The sequence below is a fragment of the Neptunomonas sp. ABH4_499 genome (assembly GCF_056160565.1).
The window spans coordinates 1-22,798 of the sequence record NZ_JBSWXK010000019.1 but is presented as its reverse complement, the minus strand read 5'-3'; the positions used below and the strand labels follow the sequence as shown (position 1 = coordinate 22,798).

Annotated in this window: 24 protein-coding genes, 1 pseudogene and 1 riboswitch; of the genes and pseudogenes, 24 read left to right on the top strand and 1 reads right to left on the bottom strand. The window is 48.1% G+C overall.

Translation table 11 applies throughout. The features are described from left to right. Nucleotides 1-4 precede the first annotated feature (4 nt). The 9 genes and pseudogenes from ACXAF9_RS15955 (at nucleotide 5) to ACXAF9_RS15915 (ending at nucleotide 5,579) form a co-directional block, all read left to right on the top strand. Nucleotides 5-175 (top strand): hypothetical protein, encoded by a 171-nt coding sequence (locus ACXAF9_RS15955; protein WP_475075771.1) that lies wholly within the window; start codon nucleotides 5-7, stop codon nucleotides 173-175. Further along, on the top strand, nucleotides 123-677 hold the full coding sequence (dctP, locus tag ACXAF9_RS15950) for a TRAP transporter substrate-binding protein DctP (RefSeq protein WP_475075769.1): 555 nt from the start codon (nucleotides 123-125) through the stop codon (nucleotides 675-677). The genes ACXAF9_RS15955 and dctP overlap by 53 nt, the downstream gene beginning before the upstream one ends. Then, nucleotides 665-1,329 (top strand): annotated as a pseudogene (locus ACXAF9_RS15945) (TRAP transporter large permease subunit); the annotation flags it as partial. The gene dctP and the pseudogene ACXAF9_RS15945, both read left to right, overlap by 13 nt. Nucleotides 1,330-1,338: 9 nt before the next feature. Then, complete coding sequence (locus ACXAF9_RS15940; RefSeq protein WP_475075766.1) at nucleotides 1,339-1,830, top strand: gluconokinase; 492 nt, start codon at nucleotides 1,339-1,341, stop codon at nucleotides 1,828-1,830. A 46-nt stretch (nucleotides 1,831-1,876) separates the two neighbouring features. Further along, entirely contained in the window at nucleotides 1,877-2,878 is a 1,002-nt protein-coding gene (gntR, locus tag ACXAF9_RS15935) for a gluconate operon transcriptional repressor GntR (protein ID WP_475075763.1), read from the top strand. Nucleotides 2,879-3,167: 289 nt separating this feature from the next. Next, nucleotides 3,168-3,404, top strand: a complete 237-nt coding sequence (locus tag ACXAF9_RS15930) for a hypothetical protein (RefSeq protein WP_475075759.1) — start codon at nucleotides 3,168-3,170, stop codon at nucleotides 3,402-3,404. Next, nucleotides 3,401-3,958, top strand: a complete 558-nt coding sequence (locus ACXAF9_RS15925; RefSeq protein WP_475075757.1) for an ankyrin repeat domain-containing protein — start codon at nucleotides 3,401-3,403, stop codon at nucleotides 3,956-3,958. The genes ACXAF9_RS15930 and ACXAF9_RS15925 overlap by 4 nt, the downstream gene beginning before the upstream one ends. 178 nt (nucleotides 3,959-4,136) lie before the next feature. Next, nucleotides 4,137-4,718 (top strand): hypothetical protein, encoded by a 582-nt coding sequence (locus ACXAF9_RS15920; RefSeq protein ID WP_475075755.1) that lies wholly within the window; start codon nucleotides 4,137-4,139, stop codon nucleotides 4,716-4,718. A gap of 127 nt (nucleotides 4,719-4,845) precedes the next feature. Further along, a riboswitch (FMN riboswitch) is annotated at nucleotides 4,846-4,984 on the top strand. Between the two features lie 118 nt (nucleotides 4,985-5,102). Continuing rightward, nucleotides 5,103-5,579 (top strand): 6,7-dimethyl-8-ribityllumazine synthase, encoded by a 477-nt coding sequence (locus ACXAF9_RS15915; RefSeq protein ID WP_475075753.1) that lies wholly within the window; start codon nucleotides 5,103-5,105, stop codon nucleotides 5,577-5,579. 38 nt (nucleotides 5,580-5,617) lie between these two features. Here ACXAF9_RS15915 and ACXAF9_RS15910 read toward each other — a convergent pair whose 3' ends face one another. Beyond that, nucleotides 5,618-6,433 carry a helix-turn-helix transcriptional regulator gene (locus tag ACXAF9_RS15910; protein ID WP_475075751.1) on the bottom strand — a complete coding sequence of 272 codons (816 nt, stop codon included), beginning with the start codon at nucleotides 6,431-6,433 and terminating at the stop codon, nucleotides 5,618-5,620. Between the two features lie 210 nt (nucleotides 6,434-6,643). Between ACXAF9_RS15910 and ACXAF9_RS15905 the strand changes: the two genes are divergently transcribed. The 15 genes from ACXAF9_RS15905 (at nucleotide 6,644) to ACXAF9_RS15835 (ending at nucleotide 22,435) form a co-directional block, all read left to right on the top strand. After that, complete coding sequence (locus tag ACXAF9_RS15905) at nucleotides 6,644-8,122, top strand: alanine/glycine:cation symporter family protein (protein ID WP_475075748.1); 1,479 nt, start codon at nucleotides 6,644-6,646, stop codon at nucleotides 8,120-8,122. 124 nt (nucleotides 8,123-8,246) lie between these two features. Further along, on the top strand, nucleotides 8,247-9,665 hold the full coding sequence (locus ACXAF9_RS15900; protein ID WP_475075746.1) for an aspartate ammonia-lyase: 1,419 nt from the start codon (nucleotides 8,247-8,249) through the stop codon (nucleotides 9,663-9,665). 336 nt (nucleotides 9,666-10,001) lie between these two features. Further along, entirely contained in the window at nucleotides 10,002-10,796 is a 795-nt protein-coding gene (locus tag ACXAF9_RS15895; RefSeq protein ID WP_475075744.1) for a glycerol dehydrogenase, read from the top strand. A 266-nt stretch (nucleotides 10,797-11,062) separates the two neighbouring features. Continuing rightward, nucleotides 11,063-12,376 carry a Na+/H+ antiporter NhaC family protein gene (locus tag ACXAF9_RS15890; protein WP_475075740.1) on the top strand — a complete coding sequence of 438 codons (1,314 nt, stop codon included), beginning with the start codon at nucleotides 11,063-11,065 and terminating at the stop codon, nucleotides 12,374-12,376. A gap of 147 nt (nucleotides 12,377-12,523) precedes the next feature. Next, nucleotides 12,524-13,237 (top strand): MFS transporter, encoded by a 714-nt coding sequence (locus tag ACXAF9_RS15885; RefSeq protein WP_475075736.1) that lies wholly within the window; start codon nucleotides 12,524-12,526, stop codon nucleotides 13,235-13,237. After that, entirely contained in the window at nucleotides 13,177-13,692 is a 516-nt protein-coding gene (locus ACXAF9_RS15880) for an MFS transporter (RefSeq protein ID WP_475075734.1), read from the top strand. The genes ACXAF9_RS15885 and ACXAF9_RS15880 overlap by 61 nt, the downstream gene beginning before the upstream one ends. A gap of 275 nt (nucleotides 13,693-13,967) precedes the next feature. Beyond that, nucleotides 13,968-14,441 (top strand): hypothetical protein, encoded by a 474-nt coding sequence (locus ACXAF9_RS15875; RefSeq protein WP_475075731.1) that lies wholly within the window; start codon nucleotides 13,968-13,970, stop codon nucleotides 14,439-14,441. 209 nt (nucleotides 14,442-14,650) lie between these two features. After that, nucleotides 14,651-14,950 carry a hypothetical protein gene (locus ACXAF9_RS15870; RefSeq protein ID WP_475075726.1) on the top strand — a complete coding sequence of 100 codons (300 nt, stop codon included), beginning with the start codon at nucleotides 14,651-14,653 and terminating at the stop codon, nucleotides 14,948-14,950. Nucleotides 14,951-14,982: 32 nt separating this feature from the next. Then, complete coding sequence (locus tag ACXAF9_RS15865; protein ID WP_475075723.1) at nucleotides 14,983-15,315, top strand: HVO_A0114 family putative DNA-binding protein; 333 nt, start codon at nucleotides 14,983-14,985, stop codon at nucleotides 15,313-15,315. Then, nucleotides 15,305-16,558: a DNA cytosine methyltransferase gene (locus ACXAF9_RS15860; RefSeq protein WP_095481610.1), complete on the top strand. Its 1,254-nt coding sequence runs from the start codon at nucleotides 15,305-15,307 to the stop codon at nucleotides 16,556-16,558. Before ACXAF9_RS15865 ends, ACXAF9_RS15860 begins: the two co-directional genes overlap by 11 nt. 5 nt (nucleotides 16,559-16,563) lie before the next feature. Next, nucleotides 16,564-18,327, top strand: a complete 1,764-nt coding sequence (locus tag ACXAF9_RS15855) for an McrB family protein (RefSeq protein WP_475075718.1) — start codon at nucleotides 16,564-16,566, stop codon at nucleotides 18,325-18,327. An 85-nt stretch (nucleotides 18,328-18,412) separates the two neighbouring features. Next, nucleotides 18,413-20,974, top strand: coding sequence for a DUF2357 domain-containing protein (locus tag ACXAF9_RS15850; protein ID WP_475075716.1), 2,562 nt, complete (start codon nucleotides 18,413-18,415; stop codon nucleotides 20,972-20,974). Nucleotides 20,975-21,012: 38 nt separating this feature from the next. Beyond that, nucleotides 21,013-21,444 (top strand): hypothetical protein, encoded by a 432-nt coding sequence (locus ACXAF9_RS15845; RefSeq protein ID WP_475075714.1) that lies wholly within the window; start codon nucleotides 21,013-21,015, stop codon nucleotides 21,442-21,444. Nucleotides 21,445-21,453: 9 nt separating this feature from the next. Continuing rightward, nucleotides 21,454-21,981 (top strand): type II toxin-antitoxin system MqsA family antitoxin, encoded by a 528-nt coding sequence (locus ACXAF9_RS15840; protein WP_001088242.1) that lies wholly within the window; start codon nucleotides 21,454-21,456, stop codon nucleotides 21,979-21,981. Next, the gene (locus ACXAF9_RS15835) at nucleotides 21,974-22,435 is read left to right on the top strand and encodes a hypothetical protein (RefSeq protein WP_475075712.1); all 462 of its coding nucleotides are present in this window, start codon (nucleotides 21,974-21,976) and stop codon (nucleotides 22,433-22,435) included. The genes ACXAF9_RS15840 and ACXAF9_RS15835 overlap by 8 nt, the downstream gene beginning before the upstream one ends. Nucleotides 22,436-22,798: the final 363 nt, after the last annotated feature.

Below are 22,798 nucleotides of genomic sequence, written 5' to 3'. Positions count from 1 at the left end.
GACTATGGCACTTCCAACTACGCTCCTTAAAGCTTCTTTGGCCGCCGCGGTTACGGGACTGATTTCACTGTCCGCCACCGCTGCCGATTTCACCTTTAAAATCCAATCGTCGGACCCTGCGGGTGATAAAAACTACCAAGTTCAGCAAGACCGCAACGGGCTACTTCTCGGGTAAGGACCCAGCCTTTGGCTTAATCGGTAACACCGTAGGGGCCTGGTCCAGCACCCAACAATTGCTGCAATTTATCAATTACGGCGGCGGTTACGAATTGATGACCGAACTCTACGCCCCTTATGGCGTTAAGTTTATAGGTGGCTCGACCACAGGTGTTGAGTCCTTTGTCTCTAAAGTACCGCTGGATGGTGTAGATGACCTTAAAGGCTTAAAACTGCGTGCACCCGAAGGCTTGGTTCAGCAAGTGTTTGCCGCTGCAGGCGCTGCACCAGTTAACTTACCGGGTTCAGAGGTGTTCACAGGCCTCAGTAAAGGCGTCATCGACGCGGCTGATTACACCGTCTTCTCGACCACCCAAAAAGCCGGCATGAACGATGTGCCCCCCCACCCTGTGCAACCGGGCTTCCACTCGCTGCCTTTGATTGATATCTCGGTCAGTCAAAAGAAATGGGATAAGCTGCCAGAAGATCTTCAAGAGATCCTAACGGTATCGTTGCGGTGATTCTGGCCTCCATGTCGGGCGTGATTGGTGGTGAAACCGTCCTACTCGGCATTTTGGCGCTGCCGCAGATGCTGCGCTTAGGGTAAGACCGTAAACTTGCGATCGGTACGACCTGTGCAGGCGGTGCGCTCGGCACCATGATGCCCCCCAGCATTGTGTTGATCATCTACGGTAGACCGCGAGCGTCTCGATTGGTGATCTGTTCAAAGCCGCCTTTTTACCCGCCGCCATTTTGGCTGGGCTTTACGCCGCCTACGTGCTAATTCGCTGCTACTTAAATCCATCGCTGGCCCCACTGCCAAGCGCCGAGGAGATCGCCAAGGACGATGCCCGAAACATCAACTACGCCAAGGCTCTGTTCTTACCGGGTTTAACGGTGGCCATTGTGCTGTTAACCATGCCGATCTTTGTGCCGATCATCACAGGGCTTGGCCTTGATCCTATTTGGTTTGGTGTGGTGTTCTGCCTCAATATGCAGGTGTCACTCCTATCACCGCCGTTTGGTCCAGCCGCGTTTTACTTGAAGTCGGTCGCGCCAAAAGAGATCTCACTTGGCGAGATTTTCTCGGCACTCACTCCGTTCATTGGGTTGCAGATTCTGGCGCTGGCGTTGGTGATCTTCTTCCCAGAACTGGCGCTTTGGTGGAAATAGGAGATGCCGATGCCAACTCCCAATAAAATCATCGTGATGGGCGTTTCCGGTTGCGGGAAGTCCTCGATTGGTGCCCGCTTAGCCGAGCAACTTGGACTGCGCTTTTTCGATGGGGATGATTTTCACCCCATCGAAAACGTTACCAAGATGAGCCAAGGCAGACCGCTTAACGATGAAGACCGCGCTGAATGGCTGGCCACTCTCAACCGCTTGCTCAATCAGGAAGCGCGCGCCGTGGTGGCCTGCTCAGGGTTAAAACCCCACTATCGTCGCCAATTGACCGACGGCAATGACGCCACCATCGTCTATCTGAAGGGCGATATAGAAACGAATTGGTCGCGCCACCAAGCGCGTGAGGGCCACTTCTTTGCCGGGAAAAGCATGCTCGAAAGTCAATTCCGCGATTTGATCGAACCCGATTCCACCGAAGCGATCCACATCGATATACGCCAATCTAAAGAGGCCATTGTCGAGGCTATCATCAAGGCACTCTCGGCCTAGGTGGCAAGTGTGCTATGTTATCGCTACTGAATCAGATCAATGACTTATGACCAGTAAAGGCAAGCGCCCCACACTTCAGGATGTAGCAGACCAGGTCGGCATCACCAAGATGACGGTCAGCCGCTATCTGAAAAATCCCGAGCAGGTATCGGAATCGCTGCACGAGCGCATCCAAGCGGCATTGGATGAGCTTGGTTACATCCCAAATCGGGTGCCGGACATCCTCTCCAAATCGAAAAGTTATGCGATTGGTGTGTTGGTCCCTTCGTTGACCAACCAAGTGTTTGCCGAAGTGATTCGTGGGATTGAATCCGTCACAGAGGACGCGGGTTACCAAACCATGCTGGCTCACTATGGCTACAGCCAAAGCGCCGAAGAAGCCCGCATTGCGACTTTGTTGGGCTATAACGTCGATGGTTTGATCCTCTCTGAAAGTGTCCACACCGAACGCGTCCGTAAAATGATTAAAACCGCAGGTATCCCCGTGGTTGAGATGATGGACAGCGTGACCCCCGCCATGGAGCAAGCCATCGGTTTTGATAACGAAGCCGCCGCCTTTGCCATGACCGACCTTATGATCAAGCGTGACCGTCGACATATCGTCTATTTTGCGGCCCGTATGGATTTGCGCACCCGCCTAAAAATTCGCGGCTACGAGAAAGCGATGCACGCGCACGATCTAGAACCCCACAGCGTACAAACCGAAGCGGGGTCCTCCTTCTCGCGCGGCGCAACCTTGCTGGACCAAGCACTGAACGAGTGGCCCAACATGGATGGCATCTTTTGCACCAACGATGACCTTGCCATCGGTGCACTTTACGCCTGCCAACGCAAAGGGATCTCGATCCCCGATCAGATCGCCATCGCAGGTTTCCATGGTCATGATATCTCCCAAGCCATGGTGCCAAGACTCGCCACCGTCATCACCCCGCGAGAACAGATGGGCCAACAAGCGGCCGAACAGCTCCTTAAACGCCTAAAAGGCGAAACCGTTGATCAAAAGGTGATATCGCTGCCGTTTTCATTGGAGTTGGGTGAAACGTTGTAGCCAATTTGACACTCTTGATAAAAGCCCCTCTATCGGTATCATCCTTAGCACTAATCACCATCTAAAAAGGAGCTTTAGGTGTCAACGAGCGTATGCACAGATCAAGAAATTAACCAAATGATTAATGAATCCATGGGCAGAACTGCAGGTACACTAGCTTGCGAGTACTTAAAAGCCGAACATGGTATATCTCTCGGAATTCAACAAGATGGCTATTTTCTTATAAGAGAAAATAAGTATGGACGTCCATTTATTAGAGCTTCATTGTCAAAAGCATCAGGAGCACTAATTGTGCCCGGCCATCGCGCTTCTGGACAAAAATGCGAATGAAGGTTTTCTGTTAGCAATATTAGACACAAACATAAAAAACTGTTTCAGAAACAATAGTGATATTGATTTCTTTCTTAAAGCAAAAAACATGCTATCAGCAAAAGACTATGCTGGCGTTTTAATTACAATAGCTAGTCAAGAAAAATGTGAATTTCATAATGTTTTTGAACTTTTAAAAGGAAAAGGCAGACAATGAAGCCCTTCTCTCTCCTTTCAATCATATGCTGCATTTTATTTTCTACACCATCGTTTTCGGAAGCAATTTATGATTTTTCAAAGGATATAAAAACCTACTCACCTGATAAAACACCTCTATATGCTATTGACGGTACTGATTTACCGCTTGAGTTCGCCATTATTCAATATGGATCTTTAGATGATATCCAGAAACTGATTGATAAGGGCCTAGACACAAATAAAGAGATTTTATCTGGCTTACCTCCATTGGGCGTCGCTTTATATGAAACGCCTTGTAACCCTAAAAAAGTAAAATTGTTAATCAACAATGGCTCTAAGCTGGTTGTTGACGACTGGTCTGCTATCTACATAGCAGTATCAAATAAACAAGAAAACTTAGATTGTTTGAAAGCATTGATAACATCAGGCGCAGATATCAACCACCAAGATATCCGTGGGAATTCTGCCATTATGCTGGCATTAATGTCACTAAATACCGGCGCCATGAATTTTTTATATGAAAAAGGTGCCAACCCATATTTGAAAAACGATTCAGGTGAGGATTTCTTTTAATTATCTTCTATGATAGCCATCAAGTCTGCAGAGCTAGATTTGGACTCTAAAGAGACGCTAGAGTCTGTTTATCACATTTACCAAAAAGAAAAAGGCAATCGATTTAACGCTGACATTCGCCCATAAAGCACATGCAATCCGACCAGGACGGTCGGCATAACATTAACAAGGACTGTAAATGAACAATTCTGACATAAAATCCTACATTCGTGATCAGCACGCCGCTGGTGTATCCAAACCCGACATCTATCACTCTTTAATCGACAAGGATGTCCCAGCGAAAAAGGCAGCAATTTTTATCTCACAATTTTGCGACCCTAAGCTTCGTCAAGAACACGCGGGTAAAGTGAACTTGGTGTTGGCTATCTTAGTTGCCCAACTTCTCATTGGGTTGTGGATCTCTTGGGAGATGGCCGTTGAGCATGATATCTCGCCTGTATTCTTTATGGGCTTTATTGCCTTGTTTGCAAGTGTAATGCTGTGGGGTGTTTGGGCTGATATAGGCCCAATGTATAACTCTATTATGCTGCTAACCGGTTTAGGTATCCTTCAGACCTTACCTGCACTTGGCAGCGACCCCATTGCAATCGTCGGCTTGATCATTCCTGTTGGTGTCATTCTTGTGGTCTATAACACCCGCTCAAGTGTGTTCCCCTATCTTGGAATGTTCGGGCCGAAAATGAATAACGGAGAGTTTCTGTTTTTGCAAAACCCTACGGCCGACTCTGAAAGAGTGAACGAAAATAATATTTCTAAGTGAACAGCTGCATCACTAGCGAGAAAACCTCAAACGTTGTAAATGAACAGTTTTATGCCGTTTCTGGACCAATAAGTACCTTTACTCGCCCCTCGCCACTCACTATATTGGACGGTGTCGATTGAATCGACATCGTTCTCGGGGCGGGGTGAAATTCCCCACCGGCGGTGATAGCCCGCGAGCGCCTTGCCACATACACGTGGTAAGGGTCAGCAGATTCGGTGAAATTCCGAAGCCGACGGTCATAGTCCGGATGATAGAGAGCGTGACAGGCTTATCAAGGATGTGTTCTATTACAACGCTTAGCCGCGTAGTAAGGACTCACATCGCGTACGCCTGCCCGTTCGCCCTGATCTCATGACAATCTGAGTATTTACAGGAACTCTCATGAATCAGAGCCAAGTTGAATTTACCGTTCGTTCTAAACGCATCGCGTTTTTACATGCCTCATGGCACACCGACATCGTCTTAAACTGCTTAGAAGGCTTTCGTGCCGAGCTGGTTGAGCGTGGATATGACTACGACAAAATCGAAGTGATTCCGGTGCCAGGCGCCTATGAAATCCCACTGCAAGCTAAGTTGCTGGCCAAAACGGGTCGCTACGATGCGATTGCCTGCAGCGCATTAGTCGTCGATGGGGGTATCTACCGCCACGATTTTGTCGCGCAAGCGGTGTGTAATGGCTTGATGCAAGTCCAGCTAGAAACCGAAGTGCCGGTGCTGACTGCGGTACTCACGCCGCATAACTTCCACGAACACGATGAGCACAAAGAGTACTTTAGCCGTCACTTCGTGATTAAGGGCAAAGAGCTAGCTAATGCCGCTGACTCAGCGATGCGCTTAACCGCAGCCGCTAAAGCGTAACGAACCCGCTCGCGGTCGATCACAGGTCGGCCGCTTTCCTATCCTAAACGCGCTCGAAAATGCCAATCACTGGGGTCGATCTGATTGCGGATGGCCACTTTTGTGGATTGGTCAATCTCGTCCGAGTCTTGATCATACAAACCGCACAGCGCTAAAGCGCGCTGCTTATCGACAGAAGCCCCCAGATATTCATACACCACACGTGCACAACACGGCATGCGCTCGCCACTGCCAGAGACCCCCAATTTTAGGCCCGTTAAGCGCGATACTCGATTTTTGAAGGAGGGATACAGAATCGTTTGGGTCATTTCGTTGCCGGTTAGGGATTCGTAATCGACCATAAAGATCCGATCCGTCAGGAAATTAACCGACCCAAGATAGATACCGTGGTACGCCTTCTCGCTGGGAAATTCGCGCAGGCGCTCGGTGCGCTGATAGTACACCGCATCCCCTTGGCGCTCGATGCAGATCAAGGTTCGTAGGATTTTGCCGGGACATGCCATCGATTGGTAATACTCAAAGTAATACCCAAGGTACTTATCCAGCTCGTTACCGGTGAGTTGGCGCAGCTTTTTGATGTGATCATATTCTGGTAAGGTGGGCGTTTGGGCACTTGGGGTGCGTGGCCTTACCTGAATTAAGCGCTGGAATTGATCGTGCGGCAGAAGGATCTCGTACTCCTCAACCCCAAAAAAATCGCAAATACGCAGCATGGTGTTGGCCGAAGGTTTACTGGCACCGGCTAAATAGCGATTAAACTGAGGGCGATTGATTTTTAATCGACGGCACACCTCGGCAATCGACTTGTAATAACTGCACAAAAGCTTCAGATTTCGGGAGAAATCCTCTCGCATGACCTTCCATCCTGATTGATCGATTTTTCAGCATGTTACGGGATATCTCAGCGAAAACCCATCACAGCGTTAGCGCTACATGATGCTTATTTAGCAAACATCAACACCATTTAGCGCTACATCGCCAAATAGGATCGCTCATTTTCCTTTGTTTCAATACCGCTCTTTCTAACAAGAATAACAGCGGCGTACGTCGCAACGGAGAAGACCATGCTGGACCTACTCAACGATTGGCTGTGGGGCAAAATCCTCATCGCTGTGCTGATCGCCCTTGGCTTGCTGTTCACAGTAGCCTCTCGCTTTGTTCAATTTCGCTATTTTGGCCGTATGTTTGCCATCCTGAGCGCTAACCAAGCCTTTAAACCGGATCAACACGGCCACTTAAGTTCATTCCAAGCCCTGCTGTTGTCCGTCGCTGGTCGCGTTGGCGGCGGTAATATCGCAGGTGTTGCAGTAGCGATTACACTAGGTGGCCCTGGCGCGATTTTCTGGATGTGGGTGGTTGGCTTAATGGGCATGGCCACCAGCTATTTCGAATGTACGCTGGCACAAACCTACAAAAAGGCCGAAAAAGACGGCACTTACCGCGGCGGCCCGGCTTACTACATTTTGCGCGGGCTAGGCACCAACTGGAAATGGCTGGGTGCTTTATATTCTGTCTTGCTGCTGGTGACGTTTGGCTTCGGCTTTACCGCCTTGCAATCCTATTCGGTGGCGACCTCGTTTGAAGATGCGTTTGGCGTACCGACCTACTACACCGGCATCGCTCTCGCGCTGATTGTGGGCTTGATTATTTTTGGCGGAGTTAAGCGCATCGCTCGTGTCTCTGAAATTTTGGTACCAGTGATGGCCGTTGGCTATCTTGCGATTGCAGTCGTAGTGCTAGGCCTGCATGTGGATCGTATCCCCGATGTCTTTATGCTGATCGTTAACAGCGCGTTTGGCCTGGAACCGGCTGTCGGCGGCGGCATCGGTGCTGCGATTATGATGGGTGTAAAGCGTGGTCTGTTCTCGAACGAGGCTGGTCTTGGTTCTGCACCGAACGTGGCGGCGGTAGCCTATGTGCCGCACCCAGCTAGCCAAGGCATCGTGCAAGCGTTTTCTGTCTTTATTGATACGTTAATTTTGTGCTCGTGCACCGCATTTATCATTTTGCTGAGCGGTATCTACGACCCTGCCACCATTGCAGACCACGGCGGTGTTGCCCTGACGCAAATGGCACTGGCCGATCATGTGGGCGAATGGGGTCGTATGTTTGTCAGCGTGGCGCTGCTGCTGTTTGGCTTCAGCACCATTTTGTACAACTACTATCTGGGCGAGAACAGCCTCAACTTCTTCAGCGAAGAGAACCAGAACCTGTTTAACGGCTTCCGTGTGATGGTGATCTGTCTGTGCTGCTGGGGCGCCCTGATGGACTTAGGTACTGTCTTTGCCTTTGCCGACGTGACCATGGGTCTGTTGGCGCTGGCGAACCTGTTTGCCCTTGCTATGCTGTTTAAGACGGGCCTTCGCATCATGCGTGATTACGATGATCAGCTTAAAGCCGGCATCAAAAACCCAACCTTTGATGCTAAGCGCTTCCCTGACCTGAACATCGATGCAACCGCGTGGGAGCTGGAACCAGAAGATCGTGTGGCCAACACCACCGATGCAAAAGAGAGCCGCACGCAAGCGCAAACACACTCGTAACTTAACCGACTTAACCGACTCAACCGACCTTAGCCCTACATGGCTCAGGTCGTTTTGTAGCCGTGTAACCCCGCCAGGGCACGATAAGGTCGTCCCCTGGCGTTAATTGTTGGAACCCAAACACATGAATACGCGAATCGAACACGACTTGCTGGGTGACATGGCGATCCCAGCCGACGCCTGGTATGGCATCCAAACACAACGTGCTGTGGATAACTTCTCCATCACGGGCGTCCCTATCAGCCACTTTCCAGAGCTGATCAAAGCCTTGGCGCTGGTAAAGAAAGCCGCGGCCAAAGCCAACTCGGAACTGGGCACACTGGATCAAACCAAAGCCGATGCCATCATGAACGCGTGTGATGATATCTGCACAGGCCACCTGCACGATCAATTCGTGGTGGACCTGATCCAAGGTGGCGCGGGCACGTCCACCAACATGAATGCGAACGAAGTGATCGCAAACTTGGCGCTGGAAAAGCTCGGTCACCCTAAAGGTGAGTATAAAAAACTGCACCCTAACGATGATGTGAACTGCTCCCAATCCACCAACGACGCGTATCCAACCGCTGCCTGCTTGGGGATTCAATTTGCCGCAGAGCCTTTGATCGAAACGATTCAATCTTTGGTAAATGCGTTCCACGCCAAAGGCACTGAGTTTGCCGATGTGGTCAAGATGGGCCGCACCCAGTTACAGGATGCGGTTCCGATGACACTTGGCCAAGAGTTTGACGCGTTTGGCGTAAACCTTGGGGAAGACATCGACCGCTTAAAAGAAGCCTGCCTTCTGCTGTGCGAGGTGAACTTAGGCGGCACCGCGATCGGTACGGGCATCAACACCCACCCAGAATACGCGAAACTCGCGGTACGCTACTTAGCTGACTTTTCCGGTAAGCCCATGGTGCCTGCCGCCAACTTGGTGGAAGCCACTTCGGATATGGGCGCGTTTGTCCTGTTCTCGGGTATTCTTCGCCGCTTTGCGGTCAAACTGAGCAAGATCGCCAACGACTTACGTTTGCTATCGAGCGGCCCACGCACCGGTTTTGGCGAGATCAAACTGCCACCGATGCAACCTGGCTCGTCCATCATGCCGGGTAAAGTAAACCCGGTTATCCCGGAGGCGGTTAACCAAACGGCGTTCCAAGTGATCGCGAACGATTTGGCCGTTACCATGGCCGCCGAAGCGGGCCAGTTACAGTTAAACGCCATGGAGCCTTTGATCATCTACAACTTGCTTAACTCCATGCGCATGCTGTGTAAAGCCTGCACCATGCTGGAAGAGCGTTGCATCGTAGGGATCGAAGCCGATCGCGAGCGCTGCGCGAATCTTCTGAACATCAGCATCGGCAGCATCACCGCTTTGGTGCCGCACATCGGGTACTCCAACGCCAGCCGCATTGCGCAAACCGCGTTGCACACTGGCAGCACCGTGCGCGATTTAATCCTTGCTGAAGGCTTATTGTCAGAAGAGGAACTGGACGACCTGCTCAGCCCACAATCGATGTTGGCCCCGAAGCTGCGAATCATGCCAAAGCGATCTGTGTAGACAGACGTTACCATCACTTTATCAAAAGCCCCTTCGGGGGCTTTTTGCGTTTATGTCGCGTAAACATGACTGTTATCGCGCGATTTACACTTGCAATATTCATGCTGGAAAACCCGTAAAATTCACTTCATCCCCTCTTTTATTGTTTTAAGTCGTGCAACACATAAGTGCTCTGAACTTTGCGGATCACTGGTCGGTCTCACGTTTGTACATTAGATAATACTGATAAAAAATCCAAACAAGATGCCGTTCAAGGAGGAAGTATGAACATTGTCCCTCGCACCGTTACATCCCCTAAAAAGTTTGTCATCGGCAAAGGCCTACTGGGCCAAAGCGGTGGCTTACTACCATAAGCTTCCGGTTGTGCTGTACCCCACCATAGCCTCTACCGATGCACCTTGTACGGCATTAGCGGTTTTGTACACCGCAGAAGGTGAGTTTGATCAGTACCTGTTCCTGCCACAAAACCCCGATGCTGTTATCGCCGATACCGAGATTTTGTGTGCAGCACCTGCGAAGTTTTTCGCCGCCGGCATTGGCGATGCATTGGCCACCTACTTTGAAGCCCGCGCGTGCTATCGCTCCGATGGGGTTAATTTAGTGCTGAAGCGCCCATCCCGAACCGGCCTTGGTTTGGCGCAGCTCTGCTTTGAACTGCTGAGCGAGAATGTGGATGCCGCGATGGATGCGGTTAAGAACAAACTGGTCACCCCAGCGCTTGAACAAACCATTGAAGCGACCATCTACCTGAGCGGCGTTGGCGCAGAAGCCGGCGGACTTGCCGCTGCACACGCTGTGAATAATGGTATGTCGGCGGTGCCGGAGCTGCACCACGTCCAGCACGGCGAAAAAGTGGTCTTTGGCTTGCTGACCCAACTGGTCCTTGAGAACGCCCCGACCGAAGAGATCGACGAGGTCGTGCGCATCATCAAAACTGCCGGTCTTCCATTGACCTTACGAGACATGGGTCTTAAAAACTTTGTGGAATCCGAATGGCGTACCGTTGCCAAAATCGCCTGCGCCGAGGGCGACACCATGGGCAACATGCCAATGAACCTGACCGAGGACGATGTGTATCAAGCGATGCGCGCCGCCAATGCGATGGCCGAACGCTACAAAGCAGAAGTGTAATTTCAGACTTCTAATCACGACGATAACGTCACCAGAAGGATCGCTCCTAACTCGGGAGTGATCCTTCTTTCTTTACTGCTCCGCACAACCGCCTCACCATATTCCTAAAAACAGGCTCAGCAAAACCAGTAAGATCATTTGGTTATAACAAAACCGATTTTATAAATGATTTTTTGATATGGAGTCAGGTTCGGGTTTCCCTTATCATGCCCGCCTCTATCGTGGCCACAAGCCCTACTTATAACGATCTGGAAACATCAGACAACATGACTAAGCCTACTCCTCTGGCATTATTGCCTTTGATCCTCTTTTTAACGCTGTTTGTTGGCAGCGGCCTTTGGTACCAAAGCCAAGGGACGGATTTCGCGTTTTATCAACTGCAAGCACCGGTAGCGATTTTGCCGGCTCTGGTTTTGGCCATCCTCCTTGCCCGTGGTGCTATTAACGAGCGCATCGACACCTTTATGAAAGGTGTGGGTGACCCGACCATCATCACCATGGTGTTGATCTACCTATTGGCTGGCGGTTTTGCTTCGGTCGCCAAAGCGGTGGGCGGTGTGGATGCCACGGTTAACTTTGGCTTGAGCATTATCCCATCCAGCCTCATCTTGCCAGGTATCTTTGTTATTACCGCATTTGTGGCGACCTCCATGGGGACATCCATGGGTACCATTGCCGCGATTGCGCCGATTGCTGTGGGCTTAACGACGGCTACGGACCTACCGCTGCTGGTCACGGTGGGTGCTGTGGTAGGCGGTGCGATGTTTGGGGATAACTTGTCGATCATCTCCGATACGACCATTGCCGCGACACGTACCCAAGGCTGTGCGATGCGCGATAAATTCCGCATGAACTTTAAGATCGCCCTGCCTGCTGCGTTAATTGCTTTAGTGTGGTTATTCTTCCAAGGCTCAGAAGCGCAGATCAACGAGATCGGCGATTACGATGTGGTGATGATTCTGCCCTACGTTGCGGTCTTGGTACTGGCGGTACTGGGTGTAAATGTCCTTGTGGTTTTGATGACAGGTATTTTGTTGGCAGGTTTACTGGGCCTATCCAAACTCGATGAGTACACCGTGGCGACGTGGTCTTCTGATATTTACAACGGTTACACCGGCATGTTGGAGATCATGGTGCTGTCCCTGTTGATCGGTGGTTTAGGTGCGCTGATGAAAACCCAAGGCGGTCTGGATTGGATCGTACAGAGCATCGAGAAGATCAGCCGCACGCTAGGCGCCAAAGAAGGCTCCACCCGTGCTGGTGAACTCAGCATCAGTAGCTCTGTCTTTTTGACCAACCTGTGTACCGCTAACAACACGGTTGCGATTTTGATCAGTGGTTCGGTTGCCAAAGACATCGCCGATCGCTACAACGTGGACCCTAAGCGCAGCGCAAGCTTGCTGGATATCTTCTCGTGTGTGGTGCAAGGTTTGATCCCATATGGCGCTCAGATTTTGCTGGCCTCCTCGCTTGCCGGTGTATCTCCGTTGGAGCTGATCAGCCATGTTCAATACAGCTGGATTTTGGGCATCACCGCCTTAATCAGCATCTTGATCGGCTGGCCAAAAGCGAAAGCCTAACCCCCGTGCGCGCCGGTGCTCTCTGGCGCGCGTCTTCCCTTTTGATTTTGCGAACACTCAATTGACTGTCACCGCGACGGTAAAAGCCTCATCATAGGCGTAATTCCTGATCGTTCTGATCAACTATTAACTGTCTTGGACATCCAAATGAATGTAAACGCACCGCTATTAGCCCTAGCGCTTGGCGCTTTTGGTATTGGTGTTACGGAGTTCTCCCCGATGGGGATGCTCTCGGTGATCGCCGATGATTTAAACGTCAGCATCCCAACCGCGGGCATGCTGATCAGTGCCTACGCCTTTGGCGTTGTTGTGGGCGCACCGATTCTGACGTTGGGCTTTGCCAAAATGTCCCGTCGCAATCTGTTGCTGCTCTCGATGTGCATCTTCACCCTCGGTAACTTGGTTTCTGCCTTAGCCGACAGCTACGCAAGCTTAATGGTGGGCCGCATCATTACCTCGTTTAACCATGGCTCCTTCTTTGGGGTAGGTGCTGTTGTCGCCCAGTTGGTACCGCCGGAAAAACGAGCCAGCGCCGTGGCGGCTGTGTTCTCGGGTTTGACCATTGCCAACATAGGCGGTGTACCTTTAGCCACCTACGTGGGCGAAACTATCGGCTGGCGTACCGCGTTTGGCGGCATGACGGTTCTTGGTTTGATCACGTTAGAGGCTCTTCGGGTATCTCTGCCTAAGCTGGAAGTCGATGGGCAAACCAGCATGAAAGATGAGCTTAAAGTGCTGACCAAAGGCCCGGTGATGTTTGCGCTGTTGCTGACCGTTGTGGGTGCCAGCTCGATGTTACCGTGTTCAGCTACATTACCCCGATCCTTCAGGATGAGACTCAGCAATCCACCCTGTTTGTGACGGTCATGTTGGTACTGTACGGCACTGGCTTGGCCGTGGGTAACTGGGTGTCGGGCAAAATGGCCGATAAAAACCTGACCGCGACCTTGATGACCGCCCTGATCAGTACCGTTGTATTGTTGCTGGTGTTCGCCGCTACGATGCAAAACCCTTACATCGTGGCACCGCTGATCTTCTTTTGGGGGATTTCAAGTTTTGCCGTAGTACCGCCACTGCAAAGTTTGGTGGTGGATGAAGCAAGCGATGCACCGAATCTGGCCTCCGCCATGAACATCGGTGCTTTCAATTTAGGTAACGCGATTGGCGCGGCCTTAGGGGGTGCGGTTATTCACCTTGGCCTTGGTTTACCGGCGGTGTCCCTTGCGGGTGCGGCGACCTCGGTAGCCGGCATTATCCTTTTGATGCTGTTTAACCGCCAAAAACGCCAGCGCGAGCTGGTGATGTGCGGAGCCTAATCTTAAAAACGCGCAGGGCGCGCAAACAAAAAGCCTTGCGCCGCCTTGATGCCTAACCGGCAAGGCTTGCTCTCAATCGTTACCAGATACGCAAGGGTCGAAGTCTCGAAGTGCGGTAAATTAGTTTCGGCTTATATTGAACCGTTCCTGATCATTCCTACTGGGTTCGACATGTATAGAAAATCAGTTTTTCTATATATGTCATCCGTTACATGTATAGAATTCGGCATAAATCTATACATAATCACGGACGAAACACATCAGGGACGCAATCGATGAGTGAATACACAACCACCGAGCTACCTTTGCCCAATCTCATTCAGCTCGAAACGAGGGCAGCATTAAAGAAGACCGCAGAAGCACACCGCTATCTGGCCGAACCAATGAAATACCTCACTCTTCTCATCACACTCGTTTTTGCTGCGACCAGTTACGCTTCACCCGCCGGTAACCCCACCAGGTACGAACCAGAGCAGCTGAGTGGTATCAGCTTATCGGTAACAAACCGTGGTTACCTTCTGACCTACAGAACACCTTTGGAGAGCCTTCATTTTTCGCCCGGTATTAAGCTGATTGAGAAAGAAGGCAGCACCTACATTGAAGTAATTCGATGCAAGATTGATCATGAGTGTGCGGTTGATTTCAAATCAGTCTATGGGGATAGCGGTATCTCAGAGGTAGTGATTGATTCTGATGGTTCTAAAGACAGTATTTTTCTTATGGGGTCAGAGACCTCTTTGAGCCTTTAGCTGAAAACGTGTATCTCCGCCTTCAGGTCTACAGATTGTCACCTATGGAGTAACTTTGTGTAGACCTCTGGTCGGCGGGGTTCAGCTAGTGCAATCACAGCAATCGAAAATGACCATTGCACTGAATGATGGAAAATAACCTTGTGATCTAATCAGTAGATGATAAGATGTCGGGCATGTATAAATGAACAGTTATCAAGGGCCATGTAATGGAAGAGCTTAAATTTGGGTTTAATTCTCACGATATACCAGTAACGCTGGTTAACAATACATCGCCAAACGATGCTTGCGCGTCGTTCTACTTTCGTCAGGATGGTGAGTACTATCTGCTTTGGGTTGAGCACCAAAATGCTGAGTATCGAGAGCGTGATGACTTACCAAGATATGCCATAAGCTGCGCCATCAACGAAGGGGATGATGAAAATCCCGAAATTTATAGCGACACATCCAAGAACGATATTTTTAGATCCGATGACGTTAAAGACTTGATCGCTTATTTCCATTCTTAGGTTTCATCTTCAATTTTAGTCAGTAGAGAAATATGAAAAACCTCAAACAATCGCGCTGCGTGATTGGCATTAAAGGGCAAACGCCCGACCCTGATTACCCTGTTGATATCTGGTTCGACTCGCTGAAATCGGTGGCCAATGTGCTGTCGAAAGAAAACCAGCAGTTGTTAAAAGTAATTGCCGAGCAACAGCCGCAATCGGTCACTGAGCTGGCCATGCTCACAGGTCGAGCGGTCAGTAATGTGTCGAGAACATTAAAAACATTGGGCAAGTACAACTTAGTTGAAATGCAAAGTACAAAAAACATGCTTCGCCCTACCGTCATCCATCAAGAATTTTTAGTAGTAGTTAATAATGAGCAATAAAACCAACGTCCTTCTACAAGCAGAAGAAATTATTAAACCCTTAGCACTCGAGCATGTGCCACAAGACAGTGACGTTGAAGCGGTAATTGATCAATGGTTACACGCCATCTCGACTGATAGCCAGTTTTACTGTAATCCAGAAATCAGCAAGCCAGAACAACTGAAAGAACGTGTAATCAGTCTGCTACAGCAAAATGGTTTATACACAACGCGTAACGCGTTCTTTAATGAGGTATTTGGTGCTTTAAAACTAAAGCCTGATTTTGACGCCAAATTTCGTTTTATCGACTTATTTGCAGGTATCGGCGGGGTTCGACTCGGTTTCCAACAAAATGGCGGCGTTTGTGTATTTTCTTCCGAATTTGATAAGCATGCTCAGCAAACCTACAAAAATAATCATGGCGAGATTCCTTTTGGTGATATTACAAAGATCCCTGCGGATGAAATTCCTGATCATGACGTTCTTTTGGCTGGCTTCCCATGCCAACCATTTTCGCATGCAGGCCTTAAACTAGGGATTGAAGATACCCGTGGTACTCTATTTCATGACATAGCCAATATTCTAGAAACGAAAAAGCCTAAGTTTGCGCTGCTTGAAAATGTGAAAGGTTTAATTAGCCATGATAAAGGCTATACGCTCAAGGTTATTTTAAAAACGTTAACCAAAATGGGATATAGCTGTAATATTCCTAAAAGTGTTATTGAGCATGGTTCTACAAAGGAAATTCAAACCTTAGCCAAAGAAATGGTTCTTAAATCAGTGGACTTTGGAATACCGCAGAATAGACAGCGCATATACATTGTTTTATGGCGTGATGGCGAAGTTAAAAGCTTTGAGTACCCAAAACCACTAGGTATTGAAGTTAAAGTTGGAGATAAGCTTGAGGAAAACCCAGATCCTAAATTAACTATTTCGGATAGATTATGGGAAGGCCATCAACGTCGAAAAATTGAAAACAAGAAAAATGGCAAAGGCTTTGGCTTTGGTTTAGTTACGGAAGAATCACCTTACACCAATACTATCTCGGCTAGATATTATAAAGATGGTAGTGAAGTGTTGATTGAGCAGGCTGGAAAAAACCCTCGGAAAATTAGCCCAAGAGAGGCGGCACGATTGCAGGGATTTCCTGATGAATTTGAGCCAAGCTCTTCAAAAGTACAAGCTTATAAACAATTCGGCAATAGTGTTACAGTCAACGTGATTAATGCACTTGCACGTCAAATACGCTCACTGATGGAATAGGAAATATGACAGATTTAAATACTTACTTCGATTCAGTTTCAGGGCAATCTAAGTTTCCTTGTAGTCTCGGGAGTTTAGGTGGTTTTGTAAACTTCAGAAATAGCGGTCAGCGTGGAAGTGTTAAAGAGTTTACATTATCTTTAGAGTCAATTTTGAGTGGGCTAAAAGATATAAGGTCTAATGTAAAAGAATTTAGTTCGATGACTCGTTATGTTGAAAAGGAATGGCGAGATAATGGTTCTAAATATTTCACTGATTTGATTCTTAATTCAATGATTACGGTTCAAACGAAGCCATGCTTTACTACATTTTCTAAAATAATCAATTGGGCAACTGAGAAAAATTTCTCTGATTATGACGACAATGTAATTGACTTAAGCCCAGAATCGCTAAACGTAACGATAGAAAAAATAGAAAATTTAGCTTTGTCTTTTTCACCAAATGAGCATGCAAAAAAGGAAAGAAGAATAAATGCAGTAAAGCCGTTAGATGCGCAGCTTTTATCCAAACCATTCCTCCTTCTCGCAGGTATCTCAGGCACAGGCAAAACCCGCTTTGTGCGTGAGCAAGCAAAAACATCACAGCAGTTTGCTGAAACCTATTGTTTAACCTCGGTGCGCCCTGACTGGCATGAGCCAAGTGATTTGCTTGGTTATATTTCTCGCCTTGCAAAAGACGGCGAAGCCGAATATATCACTACTGATGTATTGCAGTTTATCGCCAAAGCTTGGCGTGCCATTGCTGATAGCGGCTTAACCGTTGCAGTGCAAGAGAGCAAAGACCTAGGTAAACGCTTAGTGGTATCAGGTGAGCGTGATGCACTTGAACAGGTATTACCTTACTGGCTGTGTTTGGATGAAATGAACCTTGCCCCTGTTGAGCAGTATTTTGCTGATTATTTGTCGGTGCTGGAAACCCGCGAATGGTGTTGGACGGGTGATAGCTTTACCTACAGCAGTGATGCGCTATTAAAACCCGCCACCATTAAAGAAGTTGCGGACAAAGAAAAGCTGCGCGAAGCACTAGGCTTTGGTAGCGCTGATGATGGTAAGTATAACGAACTTTGGGAACTCATTTGCCAATATGGTTTAGGTATTCCGTTTAATCTGCTTGTTGCGGGCACAGTGAATATGGATGAAACCACCCATGGTTTTTCACGCAAAGTGATTGACCGAGCGCTGAGCTTTGATTTTGGTGCGTTTTTCCCTAATGACTATCACGACTTTTTCACCCCAACTAGCTGCAATAAGCGCCTTAGTTACCCCATTTGGTCAAACGCCAGCAAAGCAGACTTAGACAATACCTTTGATGCGGATGGCACAAAAACAGTTGCGTTTTTATCGGCAGTCAACACTGTGCTAAAAAATACACCGTTTGAATTAGCGTTCCGTGCGCTCAATGAACTGCTACTTGCGGTGGCCAGCAGCCAACCACAAGATGACCTGACCTTAAAAGCCGTATGGGACGACTTTATGATGTGTAAGGTTCTGCCGCGTATCGAAGGCGATACCGACAAACTGACTACATCAAATCGTAAGGATTTGTTGGAAGAGCTTAGCGCTGTGCTTTCAGACCAGTTAGCCCCCATTTGGTTAGCGTCTGACACAGACGAAGCAAACCAACGTCCTGACTTGTATCGTGAGAAAATCGTGGCTGATGGTGCTACTGATGAGGAAAAAGTACTTCGTATACCTTGCCGTTCAAAAACAAAATTGAAGTGGATGAGCGAGCGATTAGCCAGTGCCACCTTTACCAGTTTCTGGCCTTAATGAGTCGTTGCTGTTTGATGCCTTCTGCAATGAATGCAACCTATAAGCAGAACCCGTTCAGTGATGGTGTAAGGAGTGGTAGGGAATGCCAGAGTTAATACGATTACAAACCCCTGACTTTGAGTTTTCGGTCTGGGCGAATGATATTAGCCAGCGGTTGAGTGTGTACCAGAATACAATGGCGCACAGGGGGAGCGCTAATGATGTACAACCTAGCTACGAATTGCGCTTTGCGCCTGCGGCGCAGCTGAGCAATGCTATTGAACCGCAGGGGCTTGTTGCAGATGGTTTGGTACAAAGTGGGTTAGATGAAAGTGACTTAGCCGAAAACGATCTTGTTGCCAATGGCTTAGCGAAACACGCTGAGCTGACATTAAATTCCCCGCTGTTTTTTGAGAATACTCAATACCAGTTTGAGTGGGTCTTTTTTAGTGAAGTAACTAATGCGCGGTTAACCCATCGCAGCCAAAGCGTGAATGAGGCATTTCGTTTTGCTCCCGAAGTAAAAACGTTAAGGGGCGTGGTGCCTGCACGTTTAACCGGCACGATTAATACCGGCAATGATGTGGGGTGGTTGCGTTTACCACTCACGTTTGAGCTTAATGGCAAAACACAGACTCAGCATATTGCCTTTGAAGTGTTGCCAACCAAAATGGCACTTCACCAAGACTTGCCCGCCATGTACCAAGCTATAGACAAAGTTTACCCTCTTTGGCGCTTTAGTTTGGTCGAAAAAACCGAGCAAGATGCAGCGACAAGCCAGCAACGTGGGCATTTTCCACTGATGTGGTTGGCTAATTTTGCCGCGTTACGGGAGCGTTTTGAGCAAGGCTTGAAAGTGATTTGTGCCGCACCCCATAGCCGTTTGCAACCGACGGTAGCCAATATTAAAGCGGCCAAATTAAAAGGCCGCCTGCCACATAAGTTAGCCGAGAAAGTTAAGCAAGACTTTGCGAATGGCCAGTACGATAAGCGCTATGCAGTCGAAAAAAAGCAACTGAGTGTCGATACCCCAGAAAACCGTTTTATCAAAATGGCGGTGAGTAAAAGTAAGCGGCAATTAGCGGAGTTTGAACAAAAGCTTAGGCAGAGTAACCAAGCACCAGAACGGCAACGGTTGTCTGATTCATTTTTAAATGAGCTGCATAGTTGGCAGCAGCCGCTGCAAAAAGTGTTAGGTCAGAGTTTTTTAAAAGAGGTGGGTGCATACACAGGGTTAAGCCGTGAGTCGTTAGTGCTTCAGCAAAAAACCGGTTACAGCGCGGTGTATCGTATTTGGCAGGAGCTGAAATTTTATTTAGATGTGTTTGGCAATCAGTCGAGCATTTCAATGAAGTCGGTGGCTGAGATTTACGAAGTGTGGTGCTTTTTGTGTTTGAAGCAGCTTTTAGAGCAGGATCTCGGCTTTGAATTGGTGGAAAACAGTGCGACTAAGCTCACCCAAAATGACTTTTTTGAGTACCAACTAAAAGATGGTTTTGTCGGTGCCTTTCGTTTCAAACGCAGCGATGGCGTGACAGCTAGGCTGGCACACGAGCCTAAATTTACCAAAAAGGGCCAATCTATACGCTCGTACTTGGTTAACCAAGAACCGGATATTGTGCTGGAAGTGACACTGCCCAAAAGCGCCCATTTAACAAAAGCAGACTCATCAGAAGAAAAGCAGTTTATTTGGTTGTTTGATGCCAAGTATCGCATTAAAACCGAGAAAAACCGCTTTGATGACTACAATGAAGATATTGAAAATACGGATTACGTACCAGACGATGCTATCAACCAAATGCACCGTTATCGGGATGCTCTCATCCGTTTATCTGACTCTTCATCCAATTCCGCAGGACAACCCAGCAAAAAAAGCCGCCCAGTTTTTGGTGCGTTTGCTTTATACCCAGGCTTTTTTGATCAAGCCGCAAAAACCAACCCCTACGCAGCCGCGATAGAAGAAGTGGGTATTGGTGCCTTTGCCCTCTTGCCTAGCCAAAATGAGTCTAGTGAAGCTGATACAAACCAGACTAAGAGTTGTTATTCCGGTCATCAGTGGTTACTAGACTTCTTGAAAGCGCAAATTGGCACAGAGCCGAATACACAGACAGTGCAAGCATACCCAGTAACCGACATGGCGGAAAGGCTCTATGTACAAGAGGCCGCACGCATACCGTATTATGGCATGCGCCAAGTGCTGTACCCTGATTTGACGATGACGGTGGCACTGGGTGGGCAACGTGGCCGAGATAATGGCTACTTTGAACAATTTGAGCAAGGCACAGCGCAGTGGTATCACCTGCCGAAAAGCACGTTTTTGCAGAAATTTAAGCAGCATATTGCCGATGAAATCCGATATTTAGCGTTGGCGTCTACCTCTGATACCCAAAGCTCAAGCAAGCAAATTGACAAACTTTGGCCGGTTAAGCGAGTTGCAGTGTTACCACGCTACGCCATTACCGAAGATCAAGCGGGTAAGAAGTCAGGTTCTGCTGATTTGTATTATTTATTTGAGTTAGGCAAACCACTGTCACTGCAAACGCCAGTGACCAATGTGCCGCATCGTCCAATGAAAAACTCGATGAAACTCACAACCTTAACGCGCCTAGAGAGCGTCACTAAGTTTACCGAGGTTGAAAAAGTGTACGAAGAGGCAATGGTGTGAGGTTAAATGTTCAACTTTAACTGGATTGATTTACCACTATGGTAAATAATGTGATAAATGTAAGCGCCTATAAAGGCCTACCTCCTAGCGAAGTTGGGCATGACAGACATTATATCTCTGACGGGCCGTTATATCCGGTAGAAGATGTATTAAACCTATTGGAAGTAGGTGAGAGTGCAACTATTTTATGGACTAGGCAGTGTAAAAGTCATGTTCAGCAGCTGTCGTATGAGATAGCTGATGTGCAAAAGCTTATAAGGCAAGCTATTACTCAAGGTCAGTATGTGAATTCGCAATGGTGTGTACAAAAACCAACTGGACCTTGGGCTGCATGCGATGGTTACCGCTTGTTTCGGGATGAATGGGTGGAGTATGCGTACAAAGAAATGCGCTACGAATACTATGTGAAATTTGCGATAGGCAAGACAGGTAAATTGTTATTATTGGTTTCTTGTCATTTGTCGCGCTGAGGATATGTGATGAATAGTCAAACTTGTCCAATTTGTGAGATGGGCCAATTAACTCTCCATACTGAGAGGGTTACAGTTGAGCATTTAGGTCAACAAGGTCAAATTGAAAGCCAGTATGCAGTGTGTGATTGCTGTGGCAGTGAACAGACTGGTACTGCTGAAGCTCGCTTTAACAAGCGTGCAATGATTGCTTTTAAAAAGCAGGTGCAAGGCTTGTTAACGGGTAATGAACTCCAGGTCTTGCGTAAACGCTGGGGCTTAAAACAGGCTGATGCTGCAAAAGTGTTTGGTGGTGGCCCTGTTGCTTTTTCCAAGTACGAATCAGACGATGTGATGCAATCAGACGCAATGGATAAACTGCTCCGTTTAGCGGCGGAAGTGCCAGCTGCTTTAGATAAGTTGATGTTGGATGCGGGTGTTGAGCGTAATATCCAGACAAGCTGGAAAAATGTAGCTGTAGTGGATTTCTCATCGACTGCTCGAAAGACGAGAGTTGTTGCATCGCACGAACTCGAACTAGAGGCGTGTTATGGTTAAAAAAGTATCAAAATCGTTACAACAGGCTATTGATGCTTTAGTGATACAGGATGTATACGTTAAATCGTGCCAAGCTAAGTGTATTGAAGACTTTGACCCAAAATCCACGGAACTTGAAGCGTTGTTAGTGCAACAAATGCATGTTGTTCTTCGAAGTGAATTGATCGATATTGATGGCGATGGCCATCTGGTACGCATTTATATCCGTTTGGGGACTCGTTGGGTGAATCCTAAGGAAAATGGCGAACCTGATATTAAAGCCTTTGTTGAAGCAGACTTTATTGCAGAATACCAAGTCGCAGCAGAACTAGAACAGGCAGCGATTGATGAATTTGCACTGAAAAATGCTAGCTACCATATTTGGCCTTATTGGCGCGAGTTTTTGAGTACTCAATGTGAACGACTGCGTTTGCCAAGAGTTGTTTTACCAACTGTGCAATTTAGCAAACAGTAACTAAAAAGCGACATCAAATAATATCGCGCTATTTGGCGCTTTTGATATTAAAATCGCGTCAACAACACCCCTCCCGCTACCCGTTAGATCAGCGCCCTGTGAGGGGTTACTCGTTTCTGGGGCTTGTGATTTCGAGTAGTTTGTAAGAGATAGGCCCCAGTCTTAACGGCGACTGAGGCGCAGCCACGAGCCAAAACACTAGGTAAAGGCTCAACCAGCTTTAAAGAGCTTGAGTGAAATTGTGGTTTTCATCATCACAAATATCAAGCTATTTAGTCGCCCCTGAAAAATACGTAACCGTATGATTTATAGTGGTTTATAATGCGGTTCGATTATGGAAAACCCGCTTTTTTTGCCCTTCAC

Bases quoted from the DNA above. Each gene is read 5' to 3' on its own strand.
- ACXAF9_RS15870 (WP_475075726.1), top strand. From the start codon at position 14,651: ATGGAAGAGCTTAAATTTGGGTTTAATTCTCACGATATACCAGTAACG.
- ACXAF9_RS15920 (WP_475075755.1), top strand. From the start codon at position 4,137: ATGAACAATTCTGACATAAAATCCTACATTCGTGATCAGCACGCCGCT.
- ACXAF9_RS15915 (WP_475075753.1), top strand. From the start codon at position 5,103: ATGAATCAGAGCCAAGTTGAATTTACCGTTCGTTCTAAACGCATCGCG.
- ACXAF9_RS15865 (WP_475075723.1), top strand. From the start codon at position 14,983: ATGAAAAACCTCAAACAATCGCGCTGCGTGATTGGCATTAAAGGGCAA.
- ACXAF9_RS15925 (WP_475075757.1), top strand. From the start codon at position 3,401: ATGAAGCCCTTCTCTCTCCTTTCAATCATATGCTGCATTTTATTTTCT.
- ACXAF9_RS15875 (WP_475075731.1), top strand. From the start codon at position 13,968: ATGAGTGAATACACAACCACCGAGCTACCTTTGCCCAATCTCATTCAG.
- ACXAF9_RS15910 (WP_475075751.1), bottom strand. From the start codon at position 6,433: ATGCGAGAGGATTTCTCCCGAAATCTGAAGCTTTTGTGCAGTTATTAC.
- ACXAF9_RS15845 (WP_475075714.1), top strand. From the start codon at position 21,013: ATGGTAAATAATGTGATAAATGTAAGCGCCTATAAAGGCCTACCTCCT.
- ACXAF9_RS15890 (WP_475075740.1), top strand. From the start codon at position 11,063: ATGACTAAGCCTACTCCTCTGGCATTATTGCCTTTGATCCTCTTTTTA.
- ACXAF9_RS15955 (WP_475075771.1), top strand. From the start codon at position 5: ATGGCACTTCCAACTACGCTCCTTAAAGCTTCTTTGGCCGCCGCGGTT.
- ACXAF9_RS15900 (WP_475075746.1), top strand. From the start codon at position 8,247: ATGAATACGCGAATCGAACACGACTTGCTGGGTGACATGGCGATCCCA.
- ACXAF9_RS15835 (WP_475075712.1), top strand. From the start codon at position 21,974: ATGGTTAAAAAAGTATCAAAATCGTTACAACAGGCTATTGATGCTTTA.
- ACXAF9_RS15855 (WP_475075718.1), top strand. From the start codon at position 16,564: ATGACAGATTTAAATACTTACTTCGATTCAGTTTCAGGGCAATCTAAG.
- ACXAF9_RS15885 (WP_475075736.1), top strand. From the start codon at position 12,524: ATGAATGTAAACGCACCGCTATTAGCCCTAGCGCTTGGCGCTTTTGGT.
- ACXAF9_RS15860 (WP_095481610.1), top strand. From the start codon at position 15,305: ATGAGCAATAAAACCAACGTCCTTCTACAAGCAGAAGAAATTATTAAA.
- ACXAF9_RS15940 (WP_475075766.1), top strand. From the start codon at position 1,339: ATGCCAACTCCCAATAAAATCATCGTGATGGGCGTTTCCGGTTGCGGG.
- ACXAF9_RS15840 (WP_001088242.1), top strand. From the start codon at position 21,454: ATGAATAGTCAAACTTGTCCAATTTGTGAGATGGGCCAATTAACTCTC.
- gntR (WP_475075763.1), top strand. From the start codon at position 1,877: ATGACCAGTAAAGGCAAGCGCCCCACACTTCAGGATGTAGCAGACCAG.
- ACXAF9_RS15850 (WP_475075716.1), top strand. From the start codon at position 18,413: ATGCCAGAGTTAATACGATTACAAACCCCTGACTTTGAGTTTTCGGTC.
- ACXAF9_RS15905 (WP_475075748.1), top strand. From the start codon at position 6,644: ATGCTGGACCTACTCAACGATTGGCTGTGGGGCAAAATCCTCATCGCT.